This is a genomic window from Comamonas sp., from assembly GCF_009360615.1.
GTDB lineage: Bacteria > Pseudomonadota > Gammaproteobacteria > Burkholderiales > Burkholderiaceae_C > Comamonas.
In genome coordinates, this window is record NZ_SPEY01000011.1 from 41115 (window position 1) to 68031 (window position 26917).

Here is a 26917-nt window from a genome sequence, read left to right on the forward strand (position 1 = left end):
CTGAGGCCTCGCGCCCAATGCGCTGGCTGTCTCCACTGATGGCGATTGCACTGACCATTCTTTGCGGCGCCATGCTGTTTGCCTCTCTGGGCCACAATCCCTGGCGAGGCATGCACGCCTTCTTCGTCCTGCCCGTCAGCGACCTTTACGGACTCAGCGAGTTGCTGCTCAAGGCCACGCCGCTGATGCTCGTCAGCATGGGTCTGGCTGTCGGCTTTCGTGCCGGCGTGTGGAATATAGGCGCCGAAGGGCAGTTCATACTCGGTGCGGTATCTGCCAGCGGCATTGCCCTGACGGCGGGCGACCACGATGCGTTCTGGGCCTTGCCCGCCATGGTGCTGGCCGGCGCTCTGGGAGGAGCCCTGTGGGCAGGCATTCCAGCGTGGCTGCGCACGCGTTTCGGCACCAGCGAGATCCTGGTGTCGCTGATGCTGGTCTATGTAGCCCAGTTGCTCGCATCCTGGCTCATCTACGGCCCCTGGAAAGACCCCGACGGCTACAACTTCCCCCAGACCCGCAACTTCGGCGACAGCGCATTGCTGCCGATGCTCATCGAAGGCACGCGTCTGCACGCGGGGTTCATGCTGGCCTTGCTGATGCTGATCGCAGGCTATGTGTTCCTGCAGCAGAGCATGCTGGGCTTTCGCATGCAGGTCGGCGGCCAGGCCCCCGATGCCGCGCGCTATGCCGGTTTTTCAAGCAAGCAAGCCATATGGCTGGGCATGCTGGCGGGCGGCGCACTGGCGGGGCTCGCAGGCATGACCGAGGTGGCCGGCCCGATGGGACAGCTGACCGGACAGATATCGGCGGGATATGGCTTTGCAGCCATCATCGTGGCCTTTGTGGGGCGGCTGCATCCGCTCGGCATTCTGGGCAGCAGCCTGGTCATGGCGCTGTTCTTTCTGGGCGGCGAGCAGGCCCAGCAGCAGCTGAACCTGCCCTCTTCCATCTCCAAGGTCTTCCAGGGAATGCTGCTGTTCTTCCTGCTGGCCTCGGACCTCTTCATTGCCTACCGCCTGCGCTGGCAAGCAGGCCTGAGAAGGGCTTGAGCATGGATGCCTCATTGATCTCCTCCGTTGTGGCGGCCACCCTGGTCGCAGGGACCCCGCTGATCATCGTGGCGCTGGGCGAGCTGATTGTCGAGCGCTCGGGCGTCCTGAATCTGGGCGCGGAAGGCATGATGTCGGTAGGCGCGGTTGCAGCATTTGCAGCGGCCTTCACCGGCGCGGGGCCGTGGACGGCGGCGGCCGTCGGAGTGCTCGCAGGCGCAGCACTGGCGCTGGTCTTTGCCTATCTGTGCCTGAGCATGCAGGCCAATCAAGTCGCCAGCGGGCTGGCCCTGGCCATCTTTGGCGTGGGACTGTCGGCCTTTCTGGGCAAGTCCTATGAATCGGCCTCGCTCCCTGCCGTGCCGGTGCCGGTGATCCCCTGGCTCGGCGAGCTCCCCTTCATAGGGCCCGCACTGTTTCATCAGCACTGGCTGGTCTACGGCTCCTGGCTGCTGGTGACGGGTACCGCCTGGTTTCTGGATCGCAGCCGAGGAGGACTGGTGCTGCGCGCTTTGGGCGAGTCGCCTGCAGCTGCCCATGCCATCGGTTACCCGGTGATCGCTATCCGCTACATGGCCGTGATCTATGGCGGAGCCATGGCCGGCCTGGGCGGTGCGTTTCTGTCCGTTTTCTACACCCCGCTGTGGGCAGACGGCATGGTGGCGGGCCGCGGCTGGATCGCCCTGGCGCTGGTGGTGTTCTCCACCTGGCGACCTCTGCGCATTCTGGTCGGTGCCTATTTGTTCGGCGGTGTCCTGATCTCCCAGCTCTTCGTGCAGGGCTCGGGTCTGGCCGTGGACATTCCCTCTCAATGGCTGTCCGCGCTGCCCTATATCGCCACCATCGTGGTCCTGGTTCTGATCTCGCGCAACAAGGCCACGATCAGGCTGAACTCGCCCGCCTCTCTGGGCCAGAGCTACCGGCCAGAGAGCTGAGTCCTGACGCTCACCCCGCCCCCCATCGACACAGCCACGGAGACATGAGTATGACCCCCCCTATTGCCCATCGTGCCGGCACCCTCTCTCGCCTCACCCTGTGCAGTGCGTCGTCGCTACTGCTGCTGGGCCTTGGCACTCCCGTGGCCGCCGAACCGCTCAAGGTCTGCTTTCTGTACTCCAATCCGATCGGCGAAAGCGGCTGGACCTATCAGCACGAGCTGGCGCGCAAGGAGCTGGTTGCAGCCATGGGCGACAGGATCAGTACCAAGTTTGTGGAGAACATCGCGGAAGGCCCGGATGCAGAGCGCGTCATACGCAATTTCGTGCAAGATGGCTGCAGGCTGATCTTCACGCCGTCCTTCGGCTTCATGGAGCCTACGCTCAAGGTTGCACGCACAGCCCCCAAGATCACCTTCATGAACGGCACCGGCTACAAGACGGCAGCCAATGTCGGCACATACAACGCACGCTGGTACGAGGGACGCTATCTGGAGGGCGTGATTGCAGGACATATGACCAGGAGCAATGTGGTCGGGTATGTGGGAGCGTTTCCCATTCCCGAAGTGCTGCAGGGCGTGAATGCCTTCGCCCTGGGCATGAGAAGCGCCAACCCCAAGGCGCAGTTGCGTCTGATCTGGGTGAACTCGTGGCATGACCCGGGCAGGGAGCGCGATGCCGCCAACGCCCTCATCAAGCTCGGGGCCGACACCATGGCCTATGCGACCTCGGGCGTGTCCATCGTCACCACCGGCGAGGAAAAAAAAGTCTACACCCTGGGCTACTACTCCGATATGACCAAGTTCGGCCCCGGCACCAATCTGACCTCCATCACGCAAAACTGGGGCCGTTTCTACATCAGGGTCGTCAACGAAGTGCTGGCAGGCCAATGGAAGCCCGAAAACACCATGGGCGGCCTCCATGACGGCATCGTCAAGCTGGCACCGCTGAACCCGGCGATACCCGCACCGGTGCGCGCGCAAGTCGAGACCATGGGCAGGGAAATCGCTTCAGGCCAGCGCCTGATCTTTGTCGGCCCCATCGTGGACCAGCAGGGCACGACACGGGTTCCTGCCGGTCAGAACATCTCTGCCAATGATCTGGCCAATATGAACTATCTGGTCCAGGGGGTGGATGGCCTGATGCCCAGAAACTGAGGACGCAATGATGAACCGCTATCTGATCCGCAATGCCACCGCCATCATGACCGGGCAGTCAGGAGACAAGGCCCGAAGCCCGGTCAGCGATATACGCATTGAAAATGGCGTCATCACCGAAATGGGCACAGGCCTGAGGCCTGCGCCTGCCGAGCAGCAACTCGACGCCGATGGCTGCGTCATCTATCCCGGCTTCGTCAATACCCACCATCATCTGTTCCAGTCCCTGCTCAAAGGCATTCCTTCGGGCATCCACCTGACGCTCAGCCCCTGGCTGCAGGCCGTTCCGTTCAGCTACCGACGCGGATTCGATGAAAAGCGGCTGCGCATTGCCGCGCGTATCGGCCTCGTGGAGTTGATGCGTTCTGGCTGCACCACGGTGGCCGACCATCACTATCTATTCCAGCCCGGCCAGGACTTTGATGCGGCAGCCATCCTGTTCGAGGAGGCCCGCACCTTGGGCATGCGCTTCATGCTGCTGCGCGGCGGAGCCACCGTCACACGCAAGCTGGAAGAGCATGAGAGATTGCAACAGGCCACGGAGACACTGGACCAGATGCTGGCCTCGGTACAAGCCACCGCCTCGCACTTTCACCAGAACGGGCCCTTGGCCATGAGCAAGGTCGCCGTAGCACCCACCTCGGTGCATGTGTCTCTGCCCACGCAGGAGCTCAAGGAGGTCGCCAGGGCCGCGCGCTCCATGGGCTTGCGACTGCACAGCCATATGTCCGAATCCGTGGCCTATATCGAGCATTGCCGTGAAAGATTCGACTGCCTGCCCATCGAATATCTGGCCCGGAACGAATGGCTGGGCCCTGACGTCTGGCTCGCGCACCTGGTCCATCTGAGCCCTGCGGAAATCAGGATGCTGAGCGAAACCCGCACCGGCCTTGCCCACTGCCCGCAAAGCAACGCCCGGCTGGCAGACGGCATTGCCCCCGCTACGATGCTGGCAAGGATGGGAGCACCGGTGGGCATGGGCGTGGACGGTGCTGCATCCAACGAAGCGGCCGACATGATCAGCGAGCTGCATTTCGCCTGGCTGCTGCATCGCGCCCAAGCCGGCACACTCGCACGAGCCCGACCTGAGGGCCATGGCGAGGAAGGCGGTGATGCCACCACCGTGGAACAGATCATTCACTGGGCCAGCCAGAGCGGTGCACAGATGCTGGGCTTTGACGGCGTAGGCCATCTGGCGCCCGGCATGGCAGCCGATCTGGCAGTCTACGCCCTGGATGATCCCAGATACTTTGGTCTGCATGACCTGGCCATCGGCCCCATCGTCAGCGGCGGCAGGCCCCCTATCAAGTGGCTGCTGTGCAATGGGAAAATCATTCTCGAAAACGACAAGCCCATGGGCCTCGATCTCAGGCTGCTGGGATTGCAAGCAAAGAACGAAGTCCAGGCGCTGCTGACCCTGTGACATTCATCCTCGGCCATGAACAGGCAGGTTCCGGGAGCGGTTCACCGCAGAAGCACAGGGGCAAGCCTTCCCCATCGCGGCTTGGCTCTGTCCGATCTGCAAGTGCCGTCGCAATCAGGCTGAAAGGCATGCTGGCAAGAAACAAGCCAACCAGTGGGGGGCGATTCTCTGCCGCGCGGCAGGTAGGAGCCTCCAACCTATTTCTTTCCAGAGAGCCATGCTGTCAGGCGATTGATAGGCCCCAGGCAACACATTGGGGCGATCGGAATCGAACCGATCAAGCCGGGGTTTAAGGGGGATGAACGGGGTCATCGCCCGCTGAGCGCCATCATTTCAATTCCCGTCGCGCCCCCTGAAAGTCCCAAAAAATCCCTAGGCAACTCAGTGCTTGCGGCCTCTGGTCTGCGTGGCCAGTGACACGGGAAGCAGCAACACCGAAGTCTGTAAACGACCCAATACGTCAACTGAGGCATCCATTTTACGAGGACGATTGGGAGCTGGGGATTACGGCATCTCAGTCTTGCCAATAGCATTTCGATGGCGTAAATGCTAAAAAATGCCAGCCGCGATTCCCATAGCTAGAATAACGGGACCAAAAGCTACAGAATATGGCATGTTTGCAGGAACAACATATTGCCAGATCGCAAGTGCGATAGCAGTGGGCAGCATGAATCTCCAAGCCCAGACCAAAGTGCGTAAAAGGCAAGGATGAACTGAATTGCAGTCGCATGACTCTTAAATGGCCCAACTGCGATAAATACTCCTTCCAGCAATACCGCCATGAGGACAGCTATCGCAATTTTCCGTCTACCAGCCTTTTGCTCATTTCAATTTCTTTGTCCGCTTCTGTCAGGATGCACAGGCAAGCGCAAACCGCAATACTTTGAGAGATTGACCTTCCTTAGGATCTAAGCGTAAGCCATCCGACTACTGCTGCGGTAAGGACTACCACGGCAAGATAGCCAAGCGCACGAGATAGCGCCTCCTGCCGTTTCACGCAATCAACGCAGTACATAAAGGTGTTGCCTTTGTAGTGAACTATCGGAATCAACGGGGTACGACTGCTTGCGCACGCATAGCAGCTGCCGCGTAGATTACGCCGCTTTCCGCGGACATCCCTGAACACTTGAACAACAAGCGCCACCAGGGGAAACACCCCAAGAGCTGCAATCACTAGCCCGCCAACCATCCAAAAAAATATCTCTTCCATTGGATCTATTCCTTGATGCAGAGGCTGAACGTGATGTCAGTGTTGATTGCCAACCCAATTTCAAACTATTGCCGCACCCGATGATGCCCTACTCTGCCTAAACGTCAATCTGGAGCTTGGCAAAAACCAAGTGCGTGATCGACTCTGGAGGTTCATTGACCATGTCAATGAAATGAAGTATAGCCGACAGTATTTTCCCTGATACTTCGTAGCTTTCTAATAAGCCGTTGCTGTAAAAACTTTGAAATATATACAACTCAACACAATAGGGAAACAATCCCAAAAATCAGAAGAGGAGGGTTTGATATCTCCGCATTTATCTTCAAAAATAAAAGAGCTGCCGCAATCGCGAAAATTCCAGCACAATGAGCCATTGGGGGCTGAGAGCAGTATGCCTCGTCCCCCGTATCATGGCATATCCAGCCCAGAACTCTGTTCGAGCGATTTGGCCTCATTGGGTCCGACAGCAAAGCAGTGACCGTCATCCCCTCAAAAATATGTGGCCACCCATCTATACACCACCATTGTAATTTTCCATCATCAGTCTTAAACGTCAAGTAAGCGAATTTTTGATATCTCGCCATCTCTTGAGTGGTTCTTTCCAAATTATTAATTGTGAGTGTGACTTGATGCATAGCTTGGTTTATGTCTGGTCTGCAACTCTTGGCCGATCTTCAACTGTCGCGGTCTCCTCCGCCGCAGTCGCTCAGAGCGGCTCTATCACCGATGTCTTCCATTTTCTGATCGACTCGAAGAATAGAGCGATAAGAAATGCCGATACAGCACCAGCCGCCGTCATGCTTAAGGCAACTTCGTCAAGCAGTCCTGAGCTTATAGGCAATAAGCCAGCTGCCATAAGACCAACAAGGCAAGTAACGCCAATAGCCATATAAAAAGGCCAATTTTTACGTATTCCGATCAGATAGCAGACACTCGCTGCTGCCGCTGGTAGGAGTCCTAAAAAATAACTATTTATCAAATAAATACTCAACAATTCTTTAGTGCTTAACCATGCTCGAGTGTCGATTGCTTCCGCCATGAAAAAAGGACCACCCACTGTCAATAGCCAAAAAACCATTGCACCTAGTGGAGGACCTACAACCAAAAAAGCTGGTACTACGATGTAGCCAGAGATACGCATATAAAAATCCCAAACGTTAGAGTTATTTCGTCCGCATCCTATATGAACTGCACTGCCAGCGCGCTACTGTCTGCTCCTGGCTATGCATTCACAACTCAACCCAAATTGCCACCTCATCGCGCCTGGATGACGCGGCAGACTACAGCTCATGGCTGTAAACGATAAACCCGGCATGTCTGGCCAACTTGTCATAGAGCGCGCGGCCGGCTTCATTGGCGGCCTGCGTTTGCCAGTACACCCGACTCGCGCCAGCCAGCGTGGCTTGCTCGTAGACCTTGTGAATGAGGGCCTTGCCAATTCCGAGCTTGCGCCGTGTGGGGGCCGTGAACAGATCCTGCAGGTAGCAGACCGGGCCAAGCCGGGTGGTGCTGCGATGAAACAGGTAATGGGCCAGGCCGACCACTTCTCCATCGTGCTCCGCAACCAACGCAAATACCGGCTCAATGGGATTGAAGAAGCGTTCCCAAGTGGTCTCGGTAATTTCTTTGGCCGGTGCACTAGCCCCCTTCCGTCCATAGAAAGTGTTGTAGCCGTCCCAAAGCGATAGCCACTGATCAAAGTCTTTGGGTTGAATGGCTCTTACCACGAAACCGGTTACCACGTTGTTTTCATCCATAGGACAGACCTTTTTGATTTTCATCGCGGTTGATATTCTTCTTCCAAAGAAAGAAGACTAAACATCATTTCACAATAATGAGAATATTGATTATTACATCCAATATTAATCCACAGATCAGTATCGGCCGCATAAATCCATCTTGAAATCGGATGGGGGTCGCCAAGATTGCAAAAAATGCAGCAATCAATGCAAGCAAGCCAATCTACATAGCACCTGCATAGTCTTGAAGCGTTACAAACGAACGCAGCAGGCTAAACATCAAGACCGCAAAGACTGCACTCAGTGCCACAAAAATGATGCGCGTCCACCATTGATACTCTTCCGGGACGACGGAATCCCCATCGAGCACATCAGATCGCGCTAGTTTTATGGGTGCAGAAGGAGTTCTGGGCATGGCTCGGGTCTTTACATCTCGGAACTGCGTGAGCTCTGGCGCTCCCACCAAAGACCCACACCCCCCGATAGAAGCACGACCAGCATCGCCGGCCATAACGGCAGCTCACTTGGCAACGCGAATAGGTAGATCAACGCGACGCTACAAAACCCGCCGATTACGCATGACATGCATGCGCCCATAGCTCCAATCATTGAAAAAACGAAGGCAGCGGCCAGCATGATTTGCAAGGATTTCCACATTTAGTCATGCTAACAGCGAAGGCATCGTCTTGGCCGGTAGAGCCGCCTCCGCTTGACCCACTGCGGCCTTTCAAGGCCGTACCCTTTGCCTGCCTCTCAGCACCAGGTAACCCACCAAAGCCAAGCACGAGCCCAATAGCAAGCAGATCGCTCCCGCCGAGGCGGCTCCAATCGCTGGTGTAAAAAGCTCGGCAAACAAGCGCGAGATCCCACAGATTGTCTTGCAGCTGGTTCCTTCGGCATGGATAGCACCGCGTATCAAAATGGCGCTTCCATTCGCAATACCGAACACACCAAGAGCCAAGATAAGCCCACCAAAGACCGTAGCCTCACGACGCATGTCTGACCTTCAAAAAGTGTGCTGTAAGACCTATCGCGTCCAAGTGTAACCACTCAGCCTGCGTGAGAAAATCCTGACCGACGACTGCGGCGCAATTTAAGGACACCGCCCTGCTTGCCCGGACATTTAGATTGGTCGATTCAAATATGCGTACAGCGCAAAAGTCGCTAACGATAAAAACAACAGCATCACTGCCTCCAACGCAATCAGCCCTACCCAAAAGCGGACGGGCTCATCTGCTCTGTAGGCCGTAGACGTTCGCGTCCATATAACGCCGTTCCTAATCGAAAACATCGGATAAATGATTGCAATGGCCAAAAAACATATCCAACCAAACACAGCGACACAAGTCGCAAGGGTTCCTCGGCCAAGGAAGCTAACGAGGATAGGTGAAAACAGTCCAAACGTAAGACAAGCTGCGAGTGGAGTAGTTTTTTTTTGAACGTCAGTGCGCATACACCTCACCAGATTTGGACGACAAATCAACCGCACTTGTCACCCGGATCGAAAGACTCTTGCAGGGCAATGATAGCGAGCGAACATGCAAAAGCTGCACTGTTGATCCAAGCAACGGCCATGGCGGTGGATTCAACTCACAGCCCCACCCATATTGCCGCTGACACCCCATTGCGCTAGCCTGCGGGCTCCACTATTGCTCAGGAGCCTGCCATGTCCCGTCGTTTGGTTCTTTCCGCCAGCACCGCCCTTGCGGCTGCCGCACTGATTGTGGGTTGCGGTGCCATGGGGTCGTCGGGCGGCAACCGCATGAGCTTCTTCATCACCAGCACCAACCCCGGCAAGGGCGGCGACCTGGGCGGGCTGGCCGGGGCAGACCGCTACTGCCAGTCGCTGGCCGCCAGCGTGGGCGCGGGCAACAAGACCTGGCGCGCTTACCTGAGCAATGCGGCGCTGAACGGACAGCCTGCCGTCAATGCGCGCGACCGCATCGGCAACGGCCCGTGGCGCAACGCCAAGGGCGTTGTCATTGCCACCAGCGTGGCCGACCTGCACAGCGCGAATGCCAAGGTCGGAAAAGACACCTCGCTGACCGAAAAGGGCGAAGTCGTCTCGGGCTTTGGTGACGAGGTCAACCGCCACGACATCCTCACCGGCTCGCGCCCTGACGGCACCGTAGCCGTGCCCGAGCCCGGCAAGGACACCACCTGCGGCAACTGGACCAGGAGCGACGGTGGCTCTGCCATCGTGGGCCACCACGACCACCAGGGCACCAACCCCGACCCTGTGGCCAATGCCTCATGGAACTCATCGCACGGCACGCGCGGCTGCAGCATCGAGCAGCTCCAGCAAAGCGGCAGCGCCGGGTTGATGTACTGCTTTGCGACCAATTGACCGGGGGACAGAGCCCTCCTCACGAACCTACGCCACGCGCACCCATCGGCTTTCGATGGTCGATGACACAGATGCCAATCGAGTGATGCAGAGGTCTTCCTTGCCCCGCTTGGCCGCAGACCAGCGCCAGCGCCGGGCATGCTGCGCATGACGCCCAGATCGTCTGCTTTGATCGCCTCGAGCGCCTGCCTCTACCAAAGCACTTTTGGGGGAGCTTTGGTTCAGGCCTCTTCCTTCGGGGGCCAGAACATCTCTCGCACTTCGGGTGCATAGTACGGCAATGCAAGCACTGCGCCAAACAGCGCAAAGCCCAAGCCCGATGTCGCGTTCCCCAAGCCGGACAGCACAATCGGCGGGCTGAAACATGCGACGACGGCAGTCGCAACAGAAGACCATAGGGTCAACCGAGGCGCCCATGCTCTGAACCGCAGCAGCCCGTAAAAGGAAATGAGGCCGAGCACCACGAGCACCGAGAGCGCCAGCAAGAAGATCCAGTCCGTGGGGCCGACCTCCGACTGCATCAAAAGGCTCTGGGATAGATCGGTCAGCTCTCGGGGCACCAGATCGAAGCCATATTCCGCCAGCATTCCGAGCAAGGGGATGCCCAGCGAAGCAATCACCAATGCGCGATACGTCGATTTGCCCATACCCACTCCAAGTTGCTACAGGCGAATCGTACTACCGCGCCGATCTGCACCACCGATGCGGAAGGCTGTGCGCCACCGGCAAGCGACGTCCGGCATCCCTCAGGCTGCACATACCGCCAGGTGTACTTTCGATAGCAGCCTGAGCTTGAAAGGTAATCGCCGAGGCCGGATTTCCCTGAATTTCAGGCCTTCGCTTGCCCATCAAACACCGCTTGAATACCCACTTAAGGGTGTTGCATCGGCGACCCCGGAGTGTGAGTATGGCTTGTGCAAGCGTTCGGCTGGATTGACAACCACCAAAGCGCACGCGCACAAGGAGGCTGAAAATGTTCAAGCACATTCTGATTCCGACAGACGGCTCGAAACTCTCCGAAGCCGCGCTACGCGCCGGCCTGCAGCTGGCAAAAGAGCAAGGCTCCGAAGTGACGGTGCTGTATGTGATGCCGGATTATTCGGCGCTGATGTACAGTGGCGAAGGAATGGTGGCCTACAACCCCAGCGAGCTGCGCAAAGATGCCGAACACACCGCCGACAGGGTGCTGCAGGCCGTGCTGGACATTGCCAGGACCGAGGGAGTGGGCTGCAAGACGGCAAGGACGATGAACTTCTCGGTGCACCAGGCCATCATCCAGCAGGCCGAGGACAGCCACTGTGACCTGATCTGCATGGCATCGCACGGCCGCAAGGGCATCGCCGGCATTCTGCTGGGCAGCGAAACCCAGCGCGTGCTGGTCAACAGCAGCATTCCGGTGCTGGTGCACAGACCGAAATAAAGACGTCGTCGTCCCTCCTCACCATGGCCTATCCGGGGCGCATGTGACGCGAGGGCAGTTGTCCGGGTCATGAAGCAGGTCGGCGGGCGCGGGCCGTTACCCGTCCCAGGTTCCTGCCACGTTCCGGAGCGCATGCCGGGATCGTTCATGTGCGAACCCAGTTGGAGAATCGTCGGCTGCGTCAGGACGCGGTAAACGCTGGACGCGGCCGAAGACCTGATCACCAAGTCGACAGCCGCGCAGAGCATCAGAGGTCCTCTGCACGGTACAAGGCCTTGCGCGAGGACATCGGGCACAAGCAGTCGTGGCAACCGCCGAAGGCGTGCCCTGCCCGGCCCTCCGTTCAGACAAAGCGGCCATCAAGGCCACGCGGCAGAGACGGGCCTACGCGTTCAGCGCGGCCGGGTTGCCTCAGTCGCAGGATCGTTTCTCGGCACCGTCGCCTGCCTTGCAGGATCTGGCGGTGGTTTCTGCCCCCCCTCGACAGCCGAGGGCATGGCCTCCAGCTGGGGCTTCGGGGTTTCGTACTTGCAGGCACTCAAGGCACTGACAACCACCAGCAATCCGATACCAAACAGAGATTTCATGATCGCACACGCCTGAACTGCGCCGATGAGCCATGCCAGGTTCACCGTGGCAAAAAGCGGGAAAGAAGCCCGCACCTGGCGGGCTTCTGCGCTTGCCAACCGCTCAGAAAGTTGACGACCTCCTGGCGGCCGACCCAGTTACTCGATGAGCAACCTCTGTGACGTAGTTTGCGCCTTCTTGGGAAGCGTCAGCCTCAATACGCCGTCGGTGTATTTGGCCTTGGCCTGGGCGGAATCCACCTCAGAAGGCAGCGTGAATCCGCGCGAGACCGCGCCGTAGTAGCGCTCGCTACGAATCAGGCGACCGTTGTCGCGCTGCTCGTCTTTTTGCTCAACTTCAGCACGGATCTGCACCGTAGACCCCTCCACGGACACGCTGATCTTGTCCTTGGACACTCCGGGCATCTCCGCATGCACCACGAAATCGGCATCATTTTCCTGGACGTCGATCTTGATGTCGGAGGCCGCTGGCAGGGACTCACCATGCAGCGGGCGCACAAAGAAGCCAGACGCCACATCTTTGAAAAGATCATCGAACAAACTTCCACGGGTGATCAGAGAGTTCATTTTTTGCTCCTTCGAAAAAAGTACATCCGGTCAAGTTCTTGCGATGTCGACCTTGCCGTACCGAGTACATAGGAGCTGCATGGAGCGTTTCAAGAGCGGAGATTGGGCCAACTTCGAAGTTGAAAAAGTTTGTCGATGCCTGGTTGATTCATCTCAAATATTCGATGCTTGAGCGCCACGGCAAGTCGCCATCATGCGCCGGTGCTTACAGCCGTGTGCACTCATCGAACCCACCCGGGCTTCACCATGCAGCCCATTCGCCGAGAGCTCGAGAGCGGTGTCCGGATCGAGCAACGCGAGTCTGTCAGTCCCTCGGAGTCACACCGCCCTGGCCAGAGCCCGGTTGCGGCGGCCCCCGTACCAGGGGGCAGCGGGATCCACCCGACCGTGCCGACGTCGACATCATTGCCGGCTGCGCGCGCCCACACCGCGCCCACGGTCACCCACCGGATCGCCGTCTGATTCCTCTCCGGCCTGTGAGCCAACGACATGGCGGCCCTGCGCTGGCACAACATCGACTGGCACAAGAAGCAGGTGCCGATCCACGAGGCGGTCGTCAAGGGCCTGCGTAAACAGACCAAGACCAATAAGGCACGCCTCGTCAGCCTGAACTGCCGGGCCCTGGATACATTGCAAAGGCAGAAGGAACAGACCCCGAGGTCGCATATCGGCAGCCTGGGCGGCGGCATCCTGAGCCCGGCTGCGCCCGGGGATGCACAAACGGTCTTTGCCAATCCGACGCATGGGGATTCCTGCGCAGACGAGAGGCGCTTTCACAATCCGATCTGCGTGCCCAAGGGCAAGGCGCGGGGAATTCGCTACCGCCCGCCCAATCCCATGCGCCCACACCCATGCGACGATGCTGCTCATGGCAGTAGCCTCGCCGGCCTATGCGGCCAATCAGATGGAGCATTTTTTGGAGATGTTTTTGAACGTCTATTCCAGGTGGCCGGACGACGGTCAGGGAATATCGAGCAGGCGAAGCTGAAGTCCTTGATCGGACAAAACTCGCCAGGAACTCCCCCCCAAAAAAAACAAAGATCGCGATAAGTCTTTGTTTTAAAAAAAGAAAATCTGGAGCGGGCGATGGGAATCGAACCCACGTTATTTGCTTGGGAAGCAAGAGTCCTGCCATTGAACGACGCCCGCACAATGCAAGCCGCATGATTTCGTGCAAGAAACCGCCGCAAGCCGAAGTCTTTGCAAAGAAAGACATTGTTGTGCTTCGAAAATTCTAGCACAACGAAACCCCGTGAAACCCACGTGCACTGAACGGTCCCATACAGGTTTTCGACAATACGAAGGTCCAGGGGAACGCTGCCCAAGCTCCATCGAGGACGCAAACAGGCCAGCTGTCTGCACGCCCGCGCCACAGCGGGGCCCGCCAGCTCGCTACGCCATCTCGAAATGTCCCGGCCGCTGCAGCGCTACTCGCTCTTCTCTCCAGCAGCAAACCATCAGGCACAAGTCCGCAGCACGACGCCCGGTCCGGGCTGCGAGCGCTTCTTCAGCCTTGAGGCCTGCACGCCAGTGATGCGTTGCAGACTGCTTCCTGTTCGACGGCATGGGTGTTGGCAGGGATGCTTCAGACCCTGCATCGCACCGGTTTGGACATCGCAACTCGCACCATCGCAGCACTGACGAAATTGACCAGACTGCGAGTCGCAGCCATTTGGCCATGATGGCTCAGGGTCCTGGTTTCCGTACACCTCCCCCCCGGAAAATGTGCCCTCGCCGGCATGCATTTCATCGTCGCCGATGAGCGCCTTGCCCACGAGAATTGTCCAACCTGGGCACGGCGGAGCCTTGCTGGACTGCCCGCCTATCGGTCGGAGGCAAACACCCGCAAACACAGAAAGTCCACCAAGGCTCTGACTTTGGGTGAGGCCTGTCGGCCAGCCGGCCACAAAATGTGAAAGACCCCCTCTCGTTGCACCTGTTCGGACATGACGCGCACCAGCCTGCCGTCAGCCAGTGCCTGCCGAACGGCGAAGTCCGGCAGGCAGGCGATGCCGCAGCCTTGCAGAGCGAAGCACGCACGCGTCTCGATGTTGTTGCAGACCATGGACACCGGTAGTCTAGGGGACTCTCCATCCACCTCTGGAGGAAGCGGCCAGGCCTCCAGCTTGCCACTGTGGGGCCAACGAAAATGCAGGCAGCGATGGGACTGCAGATCCTGCACGCTGCACGGCGTGCCATAGGTGGCGAGGTATTCGGGGGACGCGACCAACACCATTTGGAAGTGACCCAGCGTGCGAGCCACCAGCCGGGAATCGGCAGGCACACCCGTGCGGACCACGGCATCGAAGCCCTCCTCCACCACATCAACCAGACGGTCCGAAAAATCGAGGTCCAACTGGATATCGGGGTACTCGCGCATGAAATCGGCCAGCACCGGCAATACGAGGGTGCTGACCAGCGGCAGGCTGACACGCAAGCGTCCTTTCGGGGCCGCTGAGGCCTGAGACAGCTCCGCCTGCGCGGCCTCGACCTCCGCGAGAATCCTCCTGCTGCGCTCTAGCAGCAGCAGGCCTTCGGCAGTAGGCGTGATGCTTCGGGTGCTGCGATGAAACAGCCGCACTCCCAGTCTCTCCTCGAAGCGCGCCACGCTCTTTCCCACAGCAGAAGCCGAGACACCCAGCAGGCGGCCGGCCGCGACAAAGCTACGCGTTTCTGCGACCTGAACAAACACCGTCATTGCATTGAGGCTATCCATGCGTCGTTCGCCGAATTTCGGAGTGTGCCTCCTTTATTGCGGACATATTTGTCTTTAAACACCGGAACTCTATCCTACTTTTTCTTGGATCGCATGCCACATAAGGTCTGGGTCTCTCAGCAAAGAGGACCACAATCCCATGACTTCTCCCCCTTCTTGCCCTCCGATGAAAGAGGTGCAGCCTTCCATTTACGGGCTTCAGGTGCATGTCGAGCCGGTCGTGCACCGTGCCCTGGCCGAGCAGCGCCTGGTTGGCGCCGTGGTGCTGGCCTATCGGCACGGTCAGGCGCTGTGCCGATACGCCGCAGGCTGGGCCGACCGCGAGGGCGGCACCGCCATGGCCGAAGACACATTGTTCCGGTGGGCTTCGGCCAGCAAGCCTGTGATCACCGCTGCCGTGCTGCGGCTGGTGGCACAAGGCCGCATCTGCCTGGACCAGTCCGTCACGGCCTGGCTGCCGGCATTTCGACCCCGAATGCCCGATGGCTGCGAGGCCTGTGTCACGGTGCGCCAGTTGCTCAGCCATACCGCCGGTCTGGGCTACCGTTTTCTGGAACCCGACATGCACGGACCATATGCGCGGGCCGGTGTATCGGACGGCATGGATGCGAGCGGCATCAACCTGCAGGAAAATCTGCGCCGCATCGCCAGCGTGCCACTGCTATATGCGCCAGGCACTGGCTGGGGCTATTCCCTGGCGACGGATGTGCTCGGCGCGGTGGTGGAAGCAGCGAGCGGCATGGATCTGCCCCTGGCCATCGAGACGCTGGTGACGCGCGACCTGGGCATGGCCGATGCCGGCTTCGCCTGCCGGGATGCAGCGCGCATGGCGACCGCCTACGTCAATGGAGGTCCGCTGCCCCACCGCTTGCAGGAAGGCGAGGTCGTGGCGCCATTCGAAGGCACGGTGGGTATCACCTACAGCCCTTCACGCGCTTTTGATGAACACGCGTTTCCTTCCGGCGGTGCCGGCATGGTGGGCACGGCAGATGATTTGCTGCGCCTGCTGGAGGCGCTACGCACGGGTCGGGACGGCTGGATGCCGGACCATCTGATCGCCGAAATGGCGCGGGACCAGACTCAGGGGCAGGCGCTGGCAGCCGGCCCCGGCCTGGGCTTCGGCCTGGGCTTTTCCGTGCTGCGCGACCCGGCACTGGCCCAGTCGCCCGAGTCCATCGGCACCTGGCGCTGGGGCGGTGCCTACGGCCATGCCTGGTGGGTGGACCGCACTCTGGGTCTGACAGTGGTTGCCATGACCAACACCATGTACGAGGGGATGTCGGGTCAATTTGTGCCCGCATTGCGGGATGCAGTTTACCGGGGGCTGCAAGCATGACATCGTCTATCCCCCGACAAGGTCTGCCCTGGGCAAACTTGCTGGCCTTGTGCATGGCAGCGTTCATCACCATTCTCACCGAAGCCTTGCCCGCAGCGCTGCTACCGCAGATGGCCCTCGACCTGGGGGTCTCGCAAGCCTGGATCGGCCAGACCGTGACCACCTATGCTCTGGGTTCGCTGGCAGCCGCCATTCCCCTTGTGACATGGACAGGCAGCATGCGCCGCCGGCCGCTGCTGATGACCGCCGTGTCGATCTTTGCACTGGCCAACAGCGTGACCGCTTTCTCGGACCATTTCCCCATCATCTTGGCGGCACGCCTCGTGGCAGGGATGGCTGCCGGATTGCTGTGGGCGCTGCTGGCGGGCTATGCCGCCCGCTTGGTTGCGGCCCAGCACCGGGGACGTGCCATTACAGTGGCCATGGCTGGCACGCCGCTGGCATTGTCCCTGGGCATTCCCGCAGGAAGCTGGCTGGGACTGGCATGGGGCTGGCGCTGGTGCTTTGGCTTGACCAGCAGCCTGGCACTGCTGCTGTGGGCATGGATGTGGCTGCGGCTTCCCGACTTTCCGGGACAGGACCAGCGCCAACGCAGGTCCCTGGCCGCCGTGATTCGCACCCCCGGCGTGCGGACGGTATTGATGGTGGTGCTGTTCTACGTGCTTGCCCACAACATCCTCTACACCTACATCGCGCCTTTTTGGGCTGCCAGGGGAGTGCCTGTGCGCATTGACCTGGCGTTGCTGATCTTCGGTATTGCGGCCTTGCCGGGCATCGGGCTGACGGGACTGTTCGTGGACCAGCATTTGCACCGCCTGTCGATGGCGAGCATTTTGCTTTTCTGTGGCGCTGTTCTTATGCTGGGGTCAGGCTGGGGAGGTTCGCCGCTCGCCCTGGCCGCAATGGCCGCCTGGGGATTCGCCTTCGGTGGCTCTGCCACGCTGTTCCAAGCCTCCCTTGCACAGGTCGCCGCCGAGCAGGTCGACATGGCCCAGTCCCTGTTGGTGACGACGTGGAATTGCGCCATCGCAGGCGGAGGAGTGGCAGGGGGACTGCTGATTGCCGCATGGGGGACTCAAGCCTTCCAGCCAACACTCCTGGTACTGCTTGGCTTTTCCATCGGCTGCCAGCGGCTGCTTTCGGACACCCGCTTCAAATGCGCTGAAGCGATGCTGGCTGATGACAGAACGTGAGTCTGCTGCGGGCCCGGTCTGTTGACTCGCTGCGATGACCGACTCCGGCATCCCATTGGCAATCGCTGCCAAGCAATCCCGCGGCCTGTCTGAGAGCCTCGTTGCACGGCGATCAGCACGGGAACCAGGCCGGGCATGTACAAGATCCTGTCGACCAGCCATCAGGCGATCACGATAAGCGCCAGTGTCTGCCGACATGTCAGTCTCGACGGCCGCAGCGCGCTTCAAACAATCCTCTTCCAACGACCCCGGCAGAATTGCCGACGTCGAGGCCGGAGCCCCAGGGGGCCCGGCATTCTCCCCGGGAGCTTGCCTTGCCCTTTCTCATCGCGCCTATGATGACCCCTGCTATGTCTGTACGGGAGATCGCCATGAGCACTTTCCACATTCAACGCATCGATCACATCGTGTTGCGCGTCAGCGACCTGGAGCGAAGCATCCGCTTCTACCGGGACGTGCTCGGCTGCGAACTTGCAAAGCGTCGTGAAGATCTGGGCATGGTTCACCTTCGAGCCGGGGCCTCCATGATTGATCTGGTGGATGTCCAAGGCCCTCTTGGGCGCAAAGGCGGCCCTGCTGCCTCGGAAGAGCGCAGGAACGTGGATCTTTTCTGCCTGCGCATCGAACCCTTTGATGAAACAGCCATCCTCGCCCATTTGCACGGCCATGGCCTCAAGGCCGGCAAAGCCGAACGACGCTATGGAGCGGATGGCACCGGCCCCTCCATCTATTGCGACGATCCGGACGGCAATCAGCTGGAGCTGAAAGGACCTGCAGACACGCATTGATCATTCGGAGCGGAGAGGTCCTACCATTTTGCGATGGCAGCCAGCTCCACCCTGAGCCACAAAAACCCAGCCCGCTCCGAAGCGAGCCACCGCATTGCCATGGGAAGCACTATCCTGTGATGCTGGCAGAAGCGGTCGAAGTCAAGGGCCTATTGGTACAGATGGTCTGCGCCACGGATGCAGGCTGTACAGAACGGAGATACCGGGGATACCCTCAGACCGCCTTCACGTAGGTCATCCACACAGTCAAGCAGAGTTGATGAGATCGATTCGCTTCATCGAAGCAACAACATGAATGTATTTCGCAGGTCTGCATTTTTCGGTCACTCCAACTCCATCTTTGGTGCCCCATATGCAATGCCGCTGGTCGCAGGGATTGTTGCGCTATCGATGACGGCGATCTGTACCTTCATCCTCTATCAGAGCCGCCTGGATGCAATGGAACATGCGGTGGACACATCGCGAGATGTTGCCCTGCTCGCCGAACATGATCTGGTTCGGAACTTCGAGCTCTACGCGCTGTCGCTGCAAGCCGTGGTCGAGGGACTCGGCGATCCTGAATTGATGGCCGCGTCGCCACGCGTGCGCAAAGCAGCCTTGTTCGACAAGGCTGCAAGCGCGACGTATCTGGGTTCGATCCTGGTACTCGATGCGCACGGAAAAATCACCCTCACTGCCGGCGCAGAGAATCCGGTGGACGATAGCTATTCTGATCGTGATTTTTTCAAAGCCCACCAGGAAAGCGCCAACCTGGGTCTCTATGTCGGCGATCCCTATGTATCGCCACGGCATGGCGATTCCATGAGCATTCCTCTCAGCCGACGGATTTCCGGGGCCGACGGCTCATTCGCCGGCATCGTGCTGATTGACATCCAGCTGGAGTACTTCCAGAAATTATTTTCTGAACTGTCGCTGGGCACAGATGGATCGCTGGCACTGATCAGGAAGGACGGAACCATGGTGATGCGGCAGCCCTATGATGCCCAAGTCATAGGACGCAATATCCGCAGCGCCAGCACCTTCAAGCAGTTCATGACAGCGCCAGAAGGCAGCTTTTCGGACACCTCGTATATCGACGGTACGAGACGGCTCTATTTCTTCAAGAGTCTTCCGAACCTGCCTTTCATCATCATGGTGGCCAAGGCGCATTCCGATATTTATGCGGTCTGGCGACAAAGAACATTGCTCATTGCCTCTGTCATGGGGGCACTCACATTGGCATTCATTGGTCTGTCCTGCGCTTTTGGAGTGCAACTCAAGCGCAAAATGCGCGCAGAGTCGGAGCTGGCAATGTTGGCGCGCACCGACGGGCTGACCGGCTTGAGCAACCGACGCAAGCTCGACGAAATCCTTGACCAGGAATGGCGAAGAGCCAGGCGTCATCAGCGCGCCCTGTCGTTCTTATTCGTGGATATTGATTGTTTCAAGGCCTACAACGACAGCTACGGACACCAAGCTGGCGACACCGTTTTGGCGACAGTGGCGAAATGCATCGGCAACCACATTCGCCGCCCGGGAGATAGTGCGGCTCGCTATGGAGGCGAAGAGTTCCTCGTCGTTTTACCCGACACCCCCTTGGATGGAGCGCAGCTCATTGCGGAGACTATTCGTGATGCAGTGTGCAGGCTGGCCATTGAGCACAGAGAAAGCGCTTTCGGCCACATCACGGTCAGTATCGGATGCGCAACGTGGGAACCTCAGCAGGCGGATGCGGATATGGCAACGGTGATCCGTGCTGCCGACGAAGCGCTCTACAACGCCAAGATGACTGGCCGCAACAAGGTAGTCCTGTCGGCGCGACACCGTTGCGGTGACCGGCAGGCCCACGGCTGACCAGGACGGCTGTATCCGGCCAGCGCCGCAAGCACCAGCGCAACAGTTTCCAGCGCCAAATTCAGTGTGCTTGCGAGCTCAGGGGTTCTGTGCCACCGTCGCGGCGGGCCGCATTTGCAGCGCCATCCGCTCGCCGCCCTCGCTGGGCCCGGGCGCGAATCCGCAATCCGGGCACCTTGCTCTGCCTGTGCTGTGCACGCCGACAGTCGTTGCACTCAAAAGTCGAACGACTGCTCGGGAGCCGCATGTCTGGTGCAGACCGGCAAAGCATCTGCAGCGCTATGGCTCAAGGCACAAATCGCTTCAGGACCAGGGACGCATTCACACCGCCGAATCCAAATCCATTGAGCATGGCGTGCTCAATTGCATGGGCTCGCGCATTGCCGGCGATCAGGTCCAGACCGCCTGCCATGGGATCCGGGTGCTCCAGATTCAACACGGGTGGTGCAATCTGGTCACGCAAAGCCAGTACGGTGAAGATCGCGGCGGCTCCACCGGCTGCTCCCAGCATGTGACCCAAAGCGGATTTGGTAGCCGTGATGGAAGGGCCCGCGTCTGCGCCAAACACCCGGCGAATGGCCGCCAGCTCGCCCCGGTCACCGACGGGTGTGGAGGTCGCATGGGCGTTCAGATGTTGAATGTCGCCGGCCAGCAACCGCGCCTGACGCAGAGCGGCGCGCATGGAGCGCACAGCACCAGCACCGTCTTCGGGCCCGGAAGTGACATGGTGGGCATCGGCGGACGTTCCATAGCCCACGACCTCCGCCAGCGGCTTCGCACCGCGCCCCAGGGCATGATCCAGTGCCTCCAGCACCAGCAACCCCGCACCTTCGGCCATGACAAAGCCGTCCCGAGCCTGGTCGAAAGGACGGGAAGCCTTCGCCGGCTCCTCGCCGCAGAAGGTCGTCACTGCTTTTGCCGCCGCAAAGCTGCCGAGCGCAACACGGTCAATCGTGGCTTCGCTGCCACCGCAGAGCGCCATGTCCGCTTCGTCATTGCGAATCAGCCGCGCCGCATCGCCTATGGCTTGAATACTGGCTGCACAGGCCGTCACGGGAGCGCCCAACGGCCCCTTGAGCTGATGCCTGATCGACACCTGCCCAGCCGCCAGATTGGCCAGGAAAGCAGGCACCGTGAAGGGAGACAGGCGCTGGGGGCCCTTCCCGTCCGTGGTTCGCACGGCTTCTGCGATGGTGCTGAATCCGCCCACGCCGGAGCCGATGACGGTCGCAGCACGCTCCTGCTGTTCGGCAGTCGGGCAAGCCCACCGGGCGTGGGCCAAGGCCTGATCGGCAGCGCCCAAAGCAAACGCAATGAAGCGGTCCATGCGGCGCAGCTCTTTCGCTGCAATGACGGCTTCAGCGCTCCAGCCGGCTTCCGGATCCTCCAGGAGGCCAGGCACGCGTCCCGCGACACAGACGCCTGTTCCCTCGGCGGTGCCAGCGCTCAGGGTGCGTACCCCGGACTGACCGGCCAGCAGCCGTTGCCAGGCCAGCTCCACATTGCACCCTAGAGGCGATACCAGTCCCAAGCCGGTGATGACGACCCGACGATCCATGCTGCACCTTTCGCTGGTCCGTCTCAGTCTCTGTCAGGAACCGAGCCGAACGTTATTGATGATGATCGCAATCATAAATGAGTTTTGATGACGAGTATCATCTAACGCATGAAAGTGAGCAAAGCACAGGCTGCCGAGAACCGCGAAGCAATCGTGGATGCCGCTGCACGCCTCTATCGAGAAAAGGGCCTGGATGGCGTGGGCGTGGCGGAGATCACTCGCGATGCAGGATTGACCCATGGCGGCCTGTACCGGCACTTCGAGTCCAAGGATGCCCTCGCGCGCGAGGCATGCCTGCGCGCCTTCGATTGGACAATCACTCCACTGGACGGATTGGAACCTCCAGAGCCATGCACCACTGCACACCGCCTCCGTGCACTGGTGCACGGCTATCTTTCAGAGAGCCACCGCGATCACCCTGGAGAGGGCTGCCCTGCGGCAGCAATGGCCAACGATGCCGCAAGAGCAGGACCCGAAATGTCAGAGGTTTTCGCGCAGGGTGTGGAGCGCAACATTCAACGCTTCATGAGCGTGCTGGCAGGTGATGACGAGACCAGGCGCACCCAGACTTTGGTCACCCTCAGCAGCATGGTGGGGGCATTGGTTCTCGCTCGTGCCACGGCGGCGGGAAACGCGGCGCTTTCCGAAGAGATACTGACCACCGTGCGAGAGCAATTGGCACCCTAGTCGCCTGTTGGGGGCACTCTTTCCTGTCCTGCACGCGCATGGCCGGAGGTGTCTGGCTGCGGAAGCAGACATCGGACGGCGTCCCCTTCAGGGGTTGAAACCTCCGGCTCAGATGGCATGACAGCTGAGGGGCTCCCCGCACCGACCACAGAGACCTGCGCCCCTAGCCAATGACCGCTACAGCGACCTGCATGGCACGCCGTCGGTAACCGCATGCAGCAGGGAGCAGGATCGCGTTTGAAACTCTGGCGATCGGCAACGGGAATGCCAAGGACGGCTTGGCCCGCCTATCTCATGCCGCAGAACGCACCATCAGGCCTTCTCCAAAGCACAGCGACGCGGTGCTTTGGAGAAGGCCCAGGGACACGCCTGGGACATGGCTGGAATGTGCCCATGGCCCAGGGTGTTCAGCCGACGAGCGCCTGGACGGCCCTCACCCGCAATCCCGTCATCTGGATCTATCGCGCAGACCTTCGCTCCAGCGCGCCAGCCAGCCCGAGACGGTCACCAGCGCCCGGCTGCCTTTGCCCAGCAGCGAGGACAGCTCTGACTCGGCACGCCCGCGCAGCGTCTCCTCGCCTTCCGGAAGCGGCGGCAGCACATGGGCGTAATAGCTGTTGCCGAGAAGCCGATGCAGCAGGCGTTCTCCCGGAAATGGCTCGTTGTTGTTCAACGCCCGCGCGCCTTTGAGAATGTTGCGGATGTCGTACTGCGTTGGGCTGATATCGGCCACCTGCTTGGGCAGGCCCAGCAGCGTATAGACGCCGATACGCGCGGTCCGCACCGAACTCTCCATCGTGAAGATCACATCGTTGCTGGTCTCGACGAACTGACCCAGCAAGGCCAGGTTGGTGCACCCTGGCGGCACCACGCGGGGCCGGTCACCTGCGGCGCGCGGCATGAACTGCGCCGTGATGTAGGGCATCAGCGCCAGGCGCACCTTGGTGTTGGCGGCCACGGCATCGAGCTGATCGACGATGCCCAGGTGGTAGCACAGCTCGGCCAGGATCTCGCGCCCGGTGCACGCTGGCATGGGCTTCTTGATATGGTTGCCTTCCTTGTCCATCAGCAGCGCATAAACCCAGAGCACCAGCACGTCGTCAGGCTGATCGGGGAAATGCGGTTGACGGTTGCAGGTAAAGCTCATCACCCAGCTGGAATCCGTGAAGGTGATGATGCCGCCGGTGACCGTCCTGCCCGAATAGGGATCATTGACCGCCAGTTCCTTGAGCTTGTCGATCAGGGGAGAAGGCTTGCAGGTCAGCGTGGCCGACTCCCACATCGAACGAACAACATCACCGCAGAACTTCTCGGGCTTGCCGAAGACCGGAGATTTCTTCGCCAGGTTCTGCCACAGGGTCCAGTCGCTGTCCGCACCCAGCTCCTTGTTGCCGCGCGTCAGCACCGGCACGGTGTCCATGTCGCCATAGGCCGTGCCCTCGGTCATAGAGCCGGTGAGCGCAAACACCACATCGTCGGCCCCCATGACGAGGGTCTCCTCGCGTCCCGAGACCTTGCAGCGGATCGCGGTCACGCTGCGGCAGCCCCCCTCTTCACGCATATCCAGATCATGGGCCCGGGTGTCGAACTGCATCCGCACGCCCTGCTGCCGCAGCATGCGGGTCAGAGGCACGACAAAGCTGTCGTATTGGTTGTACTTGGGGAACACCAGGGCCGACATGTCGGCAAGACCGTCGATGGCATCGAGGAAGCGGTGCATGTACAGCTTCATCTCGAGCAGGCTTTGCCAGTTCTCGAAGGCGAACATCGAGCGCCACAGATACCAGAAGTTGGTCTCGAGGAAGCTCTTGCTGAAATACTCCTCGATCGTGATGTCGTCCAGCTCCTCCTTGCGCTTGAGCAGCAGCTTGACGATCTCCCACTGGTGGGACTTGCTCAAACCCAGCGTCGCGAAATCCCGGATCTGACCTTGCTTGTGCATCAGCCGGGCCTTGGACCAGTTGGGATCGTTGTCGTTGACCCAGCGGTACTCGTCCAGCACGCTGTAGCCTGCAGGCAGCTCCAGCGCCGGCACATCCTGGAACAGATCCCAGAAGTTGTCGTAGTTCCAGTTCATCTCTCGGCCACCGCGCACGAGGTAGCCTTCCTCGGGATTGCCAGAACCATCGAGGGAACCACCGGCAATGCGCAGACTGTCGAGGATGGTGATGTCCTCGCCCTTCATTCCCCCGTCGCGGATGAGATAGAAAGCGGCCGCCAGTCCGGCAATGCCGCTGCCGATGATCCATGCCTTTCGGCCCGGCACCGGTGGACCCTGTGGCGGGCGATTGCGCATGTAGGGGCCAACCATGTCCGGCGGCGGCAAGGCATCTTTTGCAGTCTTGCGCCAAAAGCTCTCGCCGGCATTCGCCTCCACGCGAACTGGAGCCTGGGACTGGCTACGGGTACTGGACTCTGCACGATTCATGGTCTTGCCTTTCATGGATGTCATGGATGGTGACGCTCGACGTTTAGCAGCAATGCACCGACTGCGATTTGATCTGTCATAAGCGCATGTCAACGCATCTGCGCAAGCCCCTGGGGCGATGACGATCATCCTTAGCGGCAAACGGCCCTGTGCAGGTACCGCGAGTGCTTTCATCCTTGCATTCTCTGACCGCCCATCCGCCGCAAGGGTACAAGCGAGATCACTGCTCCATTTTCTGGGTCAACGGCTCGGCGGGGCCCATAATGATGTGCATCTGAATAGCGGCTGGCTGTCGCTTCCTGAATCCGTTCCGTTTAATGACCCGGAGATGTAATGTTGCGCATTTTGGGCAAGGCTTCGTCGATCAATGTTCGCAAGGTACTCTGGGCCTGCGTCGAGCTGGACATTCCCTTCGAGAGGGAAGATTGGGGTAGCGGTTTCCAATCGACGCTCACCCCCGAATTCCTCGCGTTGAATCCCAATGCCATGGTTCCTGTCATCCGGGATGGCGATTTCACGCTGTGGGAGTCCAATACGATCATTCGCTATCTGGCCAACCGCTACAACGGGACCTGGCTCTACCCCAGCGATGCAAAAGCGAAGGCGCGTATCGATCAGTGGATTGACTGGCAGGCGTCGGACCTCAACAAGTCATGGAGCTATGCCTTCATGGGCCTCGTGAGGCAATCGCCCGAGCACCAGGACCGCCGTGCACTGGACCGGTCGTGCGACGACTGGACACGCCATATGAAAATCCTCGACCGGCAATTGGCCTCTGGCGGAGCCTACGTGGCCGGGACCGAGTTTTCCCTGGCAGACATACCGATAGGACTTTCGGTGAACCGTTGGTTTGAAACTCCGCTTGACCATCCGGACCTTCCGGCGTTGCGCGAATACTACGAACGCCTGAGCCTTCGGCCGGGATTCCGTCAGCATGGAAGAAACGGCACGCCATGAGCGCGCCCGCCACCGCTCAGGCATGGGCGCAGGCCATGCTGAGGCTGCATCTCGCCCAAGATGCGGTTGCCGCGCCCGGCCGGGTATGGCGGCCGATCAAGTCCGCTTCGCGGATTGGCGCCTGGGCCGCAGGTCCAGTTTCACTGTCCACCATGAAAGCAGAACAACATGTCGATGTCACGGGATGACCGCTTCGCCGCAATGGAAGCGGCACTTTCCCTGAGCTTTGGCGGCGAGATAAAGATCGGCGGAAACTATGTCTCCGTGATCCGCCACGACAATCAAGTCTATGTCAGCGGGCAGATTCCCCGTGTCGGCGACACCGTGATCGCCACTGGCAGAGTCGGCACTGAAGTGTCGCTGGAGCAAGCGCGCTATGCGGCCAAGGTTTGCGCCATGCGCGCACTGGCACTGCTGCGACACGAGCTGGGATCGCTGGACAGAGTTTCACGAATCTTGCGCATCACCGTCTTCGTCAAATGCTCGGAGGACTTCAGCCAGCACAGCGAAGTGGCAGACGGCGCTTCCGAACTGCTGCATTCCGTGCTGGGCGACGCGGGCATTCCTACGCGAACATCCGTCGGGGTCTACCAACTGCCCAAGAATGTCCCGGTCGAAATCGACCTGATCGCGGCAGTGGATGGATGCACTGACGCGAGCCCCCCATGAGTGGCTCGGCGTTGCATGGGCAACCTCCGGCAGACCTCGGCCCCAGGCGCACCGGCCATACTGCAGCACCTGGAAGCTGATTGCGTCTTGCAGGCAGAGACCATCCGACGAGCAGTACCGCCGATCGCGGCGTCCCGTCGGGCCAAGTCGCCACGACGATTCCGGTGAGGGACATGGCCAGAGCCCGCGACTTCGCTGCGAGGGCTCTCGGTGCCGCAGACTCAGACAACCGAGAACCTGTCGGGTTCATCTTCCTGGAACCCCATCATGGCGAACTGCACCGAAACCCACGGCCCGGCCACAATGCCGTGAGCCTCG

21 protein-coding genes and 1 tRNA gene are annotated in these 26917 nt (G+C 60.0%); 14 read left to right on the plus strand and 8 right to left on the minus strand.

Annotation, left to right across the window (positions count from 1 at the left end; genetic code table 11):
• Window positions 1-17 precede the first annotated feature (17 nt).
• The 4 genes from E2583_RS02320 to E2583_RS02335 are packed head-to-tail and all read left to right on the plus strand — an operon-like array spanning window position 18 to window position 4564.
• Entirely contained in the window at window positions 18-1049 is a 1032-nt protein-coding gene (locus E2583_RS02320; RefSeq protein WP_291592861.1) for an ABC transporter permease, read from the plus strand.
• A gap of 2 nt (window positions 1050-1051) precedes the next feature.
• A complete protein-coding gene (locus E2583_RS02325) occupies window positions 1052-1984 on the plus strand; it encodes an ABC transporter permease (protein WP_291592862.1) in 933 nt (310 codons plus the stop codon).
• 50 nt (window positions 1985-2034) lie between these two features.
• Window positions 2035-3141: a BMP family ABC transporter substrate-binding protein gene (locus E2583_RS02330; protein ID WP_291592863.1), complete on the plus strand. Its 1107-nt coding sequence runs from the start codon at window positions 2035-2037 to the stop codon at window positions 3139-3141.
• 10 nt (window positions 3142-3151) lie between these two features.
• On the plus strand, window positions 3152-4564 hold the full coding sequence (locus E2583_RS02335) for an amidohydrolase family protein (protein WP_367158576.1): 1413 nt from the start codon (window positions 3152-3154) through the stop codon (window positions 4562-4564).
• Window positions 4565-6480: 1916 nt separating this feature from the next.
• Here E2583_RS02335 and E2583_RS02340 read toward each other — a convergent pair.
• Together E2583_RS02340 and E2583_RS02345 are read right to left on the minus strand one after the other, a co-directional pair.
• Window positions 6481-6915: a hypothetical protein gene (locus E2583_RS02340; RefSeq protein ID WP_291592867.1), complete on the minus strand. Its 435-nt coding sequence runs from the start codon at window positions 6913-6915 to the stop codon at window positions 6481-6483.
• A gap of 139 nt (window positions 6916-7054) precedes the next feature.
• On the minus strand, window positions 7055-7531 hold the full coding sequence (locus E2583_RS02345; protein ID WP_291593020.1) for a GNAT family N-acetyltransferase: 477 nt from the start codon (window positions 7529-7531) through the stop codon (window positions 7055-7057).
• A 1648-nt stretch (window positions 7532-9179) separates the two neighbouring features.
• Here E2583_RS02345 and E2583_RS02350 point away from each other — a divergent pair.
• Window positions 9180-9860 (plus strand): hypothetical protein, encoded by a 681-nt coding sequence (locus tag E2583_RS02350; RefSeq protein ID WP_291592869.1) that lies wholly within the window; start codon window positions 9180-9182, stop codon window positions 9858-9860.
• A gap of 221 nt (window positions 9861-10081) precedes the next feature.
• On the opposite strand, the gene E2583_RS02355 is transcribed toward E2583_RS02350, so the two are convergent.
• Entirely contained in the window at window positions 10082-10507 is a 426-nt protein-coding gene (locus E2583_RS02355; RefSeq protein WP_291592870.1) for a hypothetical protein, read from the minus strand.
• A 326-nt stretch (window positions 10508-10833) separates the two neighbouring features.
• On the opposite strand from E2583_RS02355, the gene E2583_RS02360 reads away from it, so the two are divergent.
• Complete coding sequence (locus E2583_RS02360; protein WP_291592872.1) at window positions 10834-11280, plus strand: universal stress protein; 447 nt, start codon at window positions 10834-10836, stop codon at window positions 11278-11280.
• Window positions 11281-12005: 725 nt separating this feature from the next.
• Here the strand turns inward: E2583_RS02360 and E2583_RS02365 are convergent.
• Entirely contained in the window at window positions 12006-12434 is a 429-nt protein-coding gene (locus tag E2583_RS02365) for an Hsp20/alpha crystallin family protein (protein ID WP_291592874.1), read from the minus strand.
• Between the two features lie 489 nt (window positions 12435-12923).
• Between E2583_RS02365 and E2583_RS02370 the strand changes: the two genes are divergently transcribed.
• Entirely contained in the window at window positions 12924-13484 is a 561-nt protein-coding gene (locus E2583_RS02370; protein ID WP_291592876.1) for a site-specific integrase, read from the plus strand.
• 25 nt (window positions 13485-13509) lie between these two features.
• Here the strand turns inward: E2583_RS02370 and E2583_RS02375 are convergent.
• Together E2583_RS02375 and E2583_RS02380 are read right to left on the minus strand one after the other, a co-directional pair.
• Window positions 13510-13583, minus strand: a tRNA-Gly gene (locus E2583_RS02375).
• Window positions 13584-14256: 673 nt separating this feature from the next.
• On the minus strand, window positions 14257-15150 hold the full coding sequence (locus tag E2583_RS02380) for a LysR family transcriptional regulator (RefSeq protein WP_291592878.1): 894 nt from the start codon (window positions 15148-15150) through the stop codon (window positions 14257-14259).
• Window positions 15151-15316: 166 nt separating this feature from the next.
• On the opposite strand from E2583_RS02380, the gene E2583_RS02385 reads away from it, so the two are divergent.
• The 4 genes from E2583_RS02385 (at window position 15317) to E2583_RS02400 (ending at window position 20300) form a co-directional block, all read left to right on the plus strand.
• Window positions 15317-16486: a serine hydrolase gene (locus tag E2583_RS02385; protein WP_291593022.1), complete on the plus strand. Its 1170-nt coding sequence runs from the start codon at window positions 15317-15319 to the stop codon at window positions 16484-16486.
• Window positions 16483-17679, plus strand: coding sequence for an MFS transporter (locus tag E2583_RS02390; protein WP_291592880.1), 1197 nt, complete (start codon window positions 16483-16485; stop codon window positions 17677-17679). Before E2583_RS02385 ends, E2583_RS02390 begins: the two co-directional genes overlap by 4 nt.
• A gap of 371 nt (window positions 17680-18050) precedes the next feature.
• Window positions 18051-18467, plus strand: a complete 417-nt coding sequence (locus E2583_RS02395; protein ID WP_291593023.1) for a VOC family protein — start codon at window positions 18051-18053, stop codon at window positions 18465-18467.
• Between the two features lie 291 nt (window positions 18468-18758).
• On the plus strand, window positions 18759-20300 hold the full coding sequence (locus E2583_RS02400) for a diguanylate cyclase (RefSeq protein WP_367158577.1): 1542 nt from the start codon (window positions 18759-18761) through the stop codon (window positions 20298-20300).
• A gap of 286 nt (window positions 20301-20586) precedes the next feature.
• Here E2583_RS02400 and E2583_RS02405 read toward each other — a convergent pair whose 3' ends face one another.
• Window positions 20587-21858 (minus strand): beta-ketoacyl-ACP synthase, encoded by a 1272-nt coding sequence (locus E2583_RS02405; protein ID WP_291592881.1) that lies wholly within the window; start codon window positions 21856-21858, stop codon window positions 20587-20589.
• A 108-nt stretch (window positions 21859-21966) separates the two neighbouring features.
• On the opposite strand from E2583_RS02405, the gene E2583_RS02410 reads away from it, so the two are divergent.
• Complete coding sequence (locus E2583_RS02410; RefSeq protein ID WP_291592883.1) at window positions 21967-22545, plus strand: TetR/AcrR family transcriptional regulator; 579 nt, start codon at window positions 21967-21969, stop codon at window positions 22543-22545.
• Between the two features lie 448 nt (window positions 22546-22993).
• Here E2583_RS02410 and E2583_RS02415 read toward each other — a convergent pair whose 3' ends face one another.
• Entirely contained in the window at window positions 22994-24997 is a 2004-nt protein-coding gene (locus E2583_RS02415; protein ID WP_291592885.1) for an oleate hydratase, read from the minus strand.
• Between the two features lie 309 nt (window positions 24998-25306).
• On the opposite strand from E2583_RS02415, the gene E2583_RS02420 reads away from it, so the two are divergent.
• Complete coding sequence (locus tag E2583_RS02420) at window positions 25307-25930, plus strand: glutathione S-transferase (RefSeq protein ID WP_291592887.1); 624 nt, start codon at window positions 25307-25309, stop codon at window positions 25928-25930.
• 168 nt (window positions 25931-26098) lie between these two features.
• Window positions 26099-26599, plus strand: coding sequence for a RidA family protein (locus tag E2583_RS02425; protein ID WP_291592888.1), 501 nt, complete (start codon window positions 26099-26101; stop codon window positions 26597-26599).
• Window positions 26600-26917: the final 318 nt, after the last annotated feature.